The sequence below is a fragment of the Acidovorax sp. HMWF018 genome (assembly GCF_003061035.1).
Classification (GTDB): domain Bacteria; phylum Pseudomonadota; class Gammaproteobacteria; order Burkholderiales; family Burkholderiaceae_C; genus Acidovorax; species Acidovorax delafieldii.
This window is the reverse complement of the sequence record NZ_QAIM01000590.1, coordinates 1-4,163: the sequence shown is the minus strand read 5'-3', so window position 1 is coordinate 4,163 and position 4,163 is coordinate 1. Positions and strand designations below refer to the sequence as shown.

Annotated in this window: 5 protein-coding genes and 1 pseudogene; all 6 read left to right on the top strand. The window is 72.0% G+C overall.

The annotated features are described in order from the left end of the window. Nucleotides 1-684 (top strand): annotated as a pseudogene (locus tag DBR23_RS29800) (hypothetical protein); the annotation flags it as partial. Continuing rightward, nucleotides 677-1,024, top strand: a complete 348-nt coding sequence (locus DBR23_RS25135; RefSeq protein ID WP_026436965.1) for a hydrogenase maturation nickel metallochaperone HypA — start codon at nt 677-679, stop codon at nt 1,022-1,024. The pseudogene DBR23_RS29800 and the gene DBR23_RS25135, both read left to right, overlap by 8 nt. Before the next feature lie 32 nt (nt 1,025-1,056). Beyond that, nucleotides 1,057-2,043, top strand: a complete 987-nt coding sequence (hypB, locus tag DBR23_RS25130; RefSeq protein WP_026436964.1) for a hydrogenase nickel incorporation protein HypB — start codon at nt 1,057-1,059, stop codon at nt 2,041-2,043. A gap of 10 nt (nt 2,044-2,053) precedes the next feature. Beyond that, nucleotides 2,054-3,235 (top strand): hypothetical protein, encoded by a 1,182-nt coding sequence (locus DBR23_RS25125; protein ID WP_026436963.1) that lies wholly within the window; start codon nt 2,054-2,056, stop codon nt 3,233-3,235. Then, entirely contained in the window at nt 3,226-3,474 is a 249-nt protein-coding gene (locus DBR23_RS25120; RefSeq protein ID WP_026436962.1) for a HypC/HybG/HupF family hydrogenase formation chaperone, read from the top strand. Before DBR23_RS25125 ends, DBR23_RS25120 begins: the two co-directional genes overlap by 10 nt. Then, nucleotides 3,471-4,163 (top strand): hydrogenase formation protein HypD (gene hypD / locus DBR23_RS25115; protein WP_108499931.1); only part of this gene is annotated, 693 nt, incomplete at its 3' end. The genes DBR23_RS25120 and hypD, both read left to right, overlap by 4 nt.

Here is a 4,163-nt window from a genome sequence, read left to right as displayed (position 1 = left end):
AGTGGTGAGTGTGGCGGCGGCCCCGACTGGCTGCACACCTGGAGCCGCCGCCACACTCACCACTGGATGCCCGCGCTGGTGGCCGGCGCGCGCAGCAGCGCCGACGGTTTCGCGCCGCTGTCGCCCGACCACGCGCTGCGCCCGCACGCCGAGCCGCCCGGCCTGCGCATGCTGGGCGCCACGCTCGCGCTCAAGCCGCAGTTCGCGCTGCGCCCGCAGTGGCACGGCGCCTGCGCCCACACCGGCCCGTGGACGCGCCTGGCCGGCGCGGCCGACGACACACCGCTGTCACCCTGGGCGCTGCTGGGCTGCCGCCTGGCAGAGCTGTCGCGCCTTGCGCTCGACGGTGGCGACGCCTGGCTGCACTGGGGCGGGCTTTCCACCGGGCCGAACCGGGGTCTGGCCTGGGTGGAGATGGCGCGCGGCCTGCTGGTGCACCAGGTGGAGGTGGACCCGGTGTCCCAGCGCGTGCTGGCCTGCCGCGTGGTCGCGCCCACCGAATGGAATTTCCACCCGCAGGGCGAGGTGGCCCGGCACGTGGCCCGGCTCGACCCCGCCCTGCCCGAAGCCGCGCTCGCGCGGCGCGTGAACCTGCTGGTGGCCGCGTTCGACCCCTGCGTGCCGTTCGCCATCGAACACCGCGCGTTGCCCCGCGCCCAGGCACAGGAGGCCGGCCATGCATGAAGCCAGCCTGGCCGGCGGCGTGCTCCAGCTGGTGGAAGAGACCGCCGCGCGCGAAGGCTTCACGCGCCTGCTGGCGCTGCGCCTCGAAGCCGGCCAGCTCGCGGGCGTGGACGTGCGCGCGCTGCGCTTCGCGCTGGAGGCGCTGGCGCCCGGCACGCTGCTGGACGGCGCGCGCATCGAGATCGACGAACCGGCCGGCCAGGCCTGGTGCCTGGGCTGCTCGACGACTGTGGCCCTGGCGCAGCGCGGCGACGCCTGCCCGGCCTGCGGCAGCTTCCACCTGCAACCGACCGGCGGCAGCGAATTGCGCGTGCTCGACATGCAAGTGGCCGATGATTGAAATGCCTCACGAGACAGAACAGGAGACTCGACATGTGCGTCGTATGCGGATGCAGTGACAGCGGTGCCACGCACCCACACCCCTCACACCAGCACCACCACGCCCCGGCCACGGAAGCGCCGGTGCAGGTGAACCCGGCCAACGGCGACCTGCACTTCGGCGCGGGCTCGGCCCGCGTGTCGGTGCCGGGCATGAGCCAGGCGCGCGCGATCAAGCTGGAGACCGACATCCTCGGCGCGAACAACCGCGTGGCCGCGCAGAACCGCGCGCACTTCGAGTCGCACGGCGTCACAGCGCTCAACCTCGTCTCGAGCCCGGGCTCGGGCAAGACCACGCTGCTGTGCGCCACCATCGAAGCGCTGAAGGCGCACGCGCCGGGCCTGGCGGTGTCGGTGATCGAAGGCGACCAGCAGACCAGCTTCGACGCCGACCGCATCCGCGCCACCGGCGCACCGGCGATCCAGGTCAACACCGGCAAGGGCTGCCACCTCGACGCGCCCATGGTGTCCGAGGCCTTCGCGCGCCTGCACACGCACGACCACGGTCATGACCACGGCCACCACCACCCTCACGCGCACAGCCTGTTGTTCATCGAGAACGTGGGCAACCTGGTGTGCCCCGCCGTGTGGGACCTGGGCGAGGCCGCGAAGGTGGCGATCCTGTCGGTGACCGAGGGCGAGGACAAGCCGCTGAAGTATCCGGACATGTTCGCCGCCGCCTCGCTCATGGTGCTCAACAAGATCGACCTGCTGCAGCACGTGCGCTTCGACGTGGCGCGCTGCATCGAACTCGCGCGGCGCGTGAACCCGGGCATCGAGGTGATCCAGCTCTCGGCCACCACGGGTGAGGGCATGGACGCATGGCTGCACTGGCTGGACCACCGCATGGGCCACGACCACCACCATCACCACCACGACGAAACCCACGGCAGCGAAACCGCGCTGCGCGAGCGCGTGCGCCAGCTCGAGGCCGAACTCGCCCGCACACGCGAGGCCCTGAGCGCCACCACCGCGGGCTGACACCAGCATCATGGAACGCACCGCCCCTTCCGTGCTCGCCTGCGGCGCCTGGCTGAAGAACGCCGCGTGCCTGCTCGACGCGCGCGGGCAGGCCCACTGGTCGCCAGTGCACGGCGACCTGAGCGACCCGGTGGCCTGCGCCGCACTGGAAGCCTCGGCGAGCGCGCTGCTGGGCCGGCACGGCCAGCCGGTGCAGGCGGTGGCGCACGACCTGCACCCCGATTTCTTCAGCACCCGCTTCGCCGTGGAACTCGCGGACGCGCTGGGCGTGCCCGTCATCGGCGTGCAGCACCACCACGCGCACATCGCGGCGGTGGTGGCTGAACAGGGAATCGAAGGCCCGGTGATCGGTCTCGCGCTGGACGGCGTGGGCCTCGGGGACGACGGCGAAGCCTGGGGCGGCGAACTGTTGCTGGTGGACGGCGCGCGGCTGCGGCGCCTGGGCCACCTGCACCCGCTCGCGCTGCCCGGCGGCGACCGCGCTGCGCGCGAGCCCTGGCGCATGGCCGCGAGCGCGCTGCACGCGCTGGAGCGCGGCGACGAGATCGTGCCGCGCTTCGCCCCAGCGGTGGGCGAGGCCACGGCGAGCGGTGTGCGGCAGATGCTGGACCGCCGCCTGAACAGCCCGCTCACCAGCAGCACCGGCCGCTGGTTCGACGCCGCCGCCGCCGCGCTGGGCCTGAGCGTGCGCCAGACCGACGAGGCCGAGGCCGCGATCGCGCTGGAAGCGGCGGCCAGCCGCTGGCTTGCGCACCACGCGGGCCCCGAGCCGCTGGCCGACGCGCTGGTGGACCTGCTCACCGACACCCTGCCCGATGGCCAGCACCGCCTGGACCTTCGCGGTCTGTTCGCGCGCCTGCTCGACGTGCCCGCGGAGCGCGTGGACGAAGCGGCGGCGGGCTTTCACCTCGCGCTGGCCGACGCGCTGGCGCACTGGGCCACACAGGCCGCGCGCGCACACGGCACACGCACCGTGTGCCTGGGTGGCGGCTGCTTCTTCAACCGTGTGCTGCGCGAGCGCGTGAGCGAACGCCTGCGCGCCGCCGGCCTCGCGGTGCACCTGCCAGGCTCCAGCGGCTGTGGCGATGCCGGTCTCGCCCTCGGCCAGGCCTGGGTCGCGGCGCGCCAGCTCGAAGCCGGCACCGCACACCACAACGACACCCACGAAAAGGAATCCCAACCATGTGCCTAGCCATACCCGCGCGGCTGGTGGAGCTGCGACCCGACGACCAGGCCGTGGTCGACCTCGGTGGCATCCGCAAGGAGATCTCCATCGCCCTGGTCGCCGACGTGCAGGTGGGCGACTACGTGATCGTGCACGTGGGCCACGCCATCGGCACCATCGACCCCGAAGAGGCCGAGCGCACGCTCGCGATGTTCGCGGAGATGGCGCAGCTGAATGAAGACGTGGTGGTGGAGACGATCAAATGAAATACATCGACGAATTCCGCGACGGCGAACTCGCCCAGCAGATCGGCGCGCGCATCGCCGCCGAGGCCGACCCGGCGCGCACCTACAGCTTCATGGAGTTCTGCGGCGGCCACACGCACGCGATCTCGCGCTACGGCGTGATGGAGCTGCTGCCGCCCAACGTGAAGATGGTGCATGGCCCCGGCTGCCCGGTGTGCGTGCTGCCCATCGGCCGCATCGACCAGGCCATCGGCCTCGCGCTCGCGCAGGGCGCCATCGTCTGCACCTATGGCGACACCATGCGCGTGCCGGCTTCGGAAAGCCTTTCATTGATCCGCGCGAAGGCGCGCGGCGGCGACATCCGCATGGTGTATTCCGCCGCCGACGCGCTCACCATCGCGCGGCAGAACCCGCAGCGCGAGGTGGTGTTCTTCGCCATCGGTTTCGAGACCACCACGCCACCCACCGCCCTCACGCTGCAGCTCGCGAAGCGCGAAGGCCTGACCAACTTCAGCGTGCTGTGCTGCCACGTGCTCACGCCCTCGGCCATCACGCACATCCTCGAATCGCCCGAGGTGCGCCAGTACGGCACCGTGCCCATCGACGGCTTCGTCGGCCCCGCGCACGTGAGCATCGTGATCGGCTCCGGCCCCTACGAACACTTCGCCGGGGAATACCGCAAGCCGGTCGTCATCGCGGGGTTCGAACCG

What these genes read in the sequence shown, in the direction of transcription:
- DBR23_RS25125 (WP_026436963.1), top strand. Translation starts at nt 2,054, where the DNA reads ATGGAACGCACCGCCCCTTCCGTGCTCGCCTGCGGCGCCTGGCTGAAG.
- hypB (WP_026436964.1), top strand. Translation starts at nt 1,057, where the DNA reads ATGTGCGTCGTATGCGGATGCAGTGACAGCGGTGCCACGCACCCACAC.
- DBR23_RS25120 (WP_026436962.1), top strand. Translation starts at nt 3,226, where the DNA reads ATGTGCCTAGCCATACCCGCGCGGCTGGTGGAGCTGCGACCCGACGAC.
- DBR23_RS25135 (WP_026436965.1), top strand. Translation starts at nt 677, where the DNA reads ATGCATGAAGCCAGCCTGGCCGGCGGCGTGCTCCAGCTGGTGGAAGAG.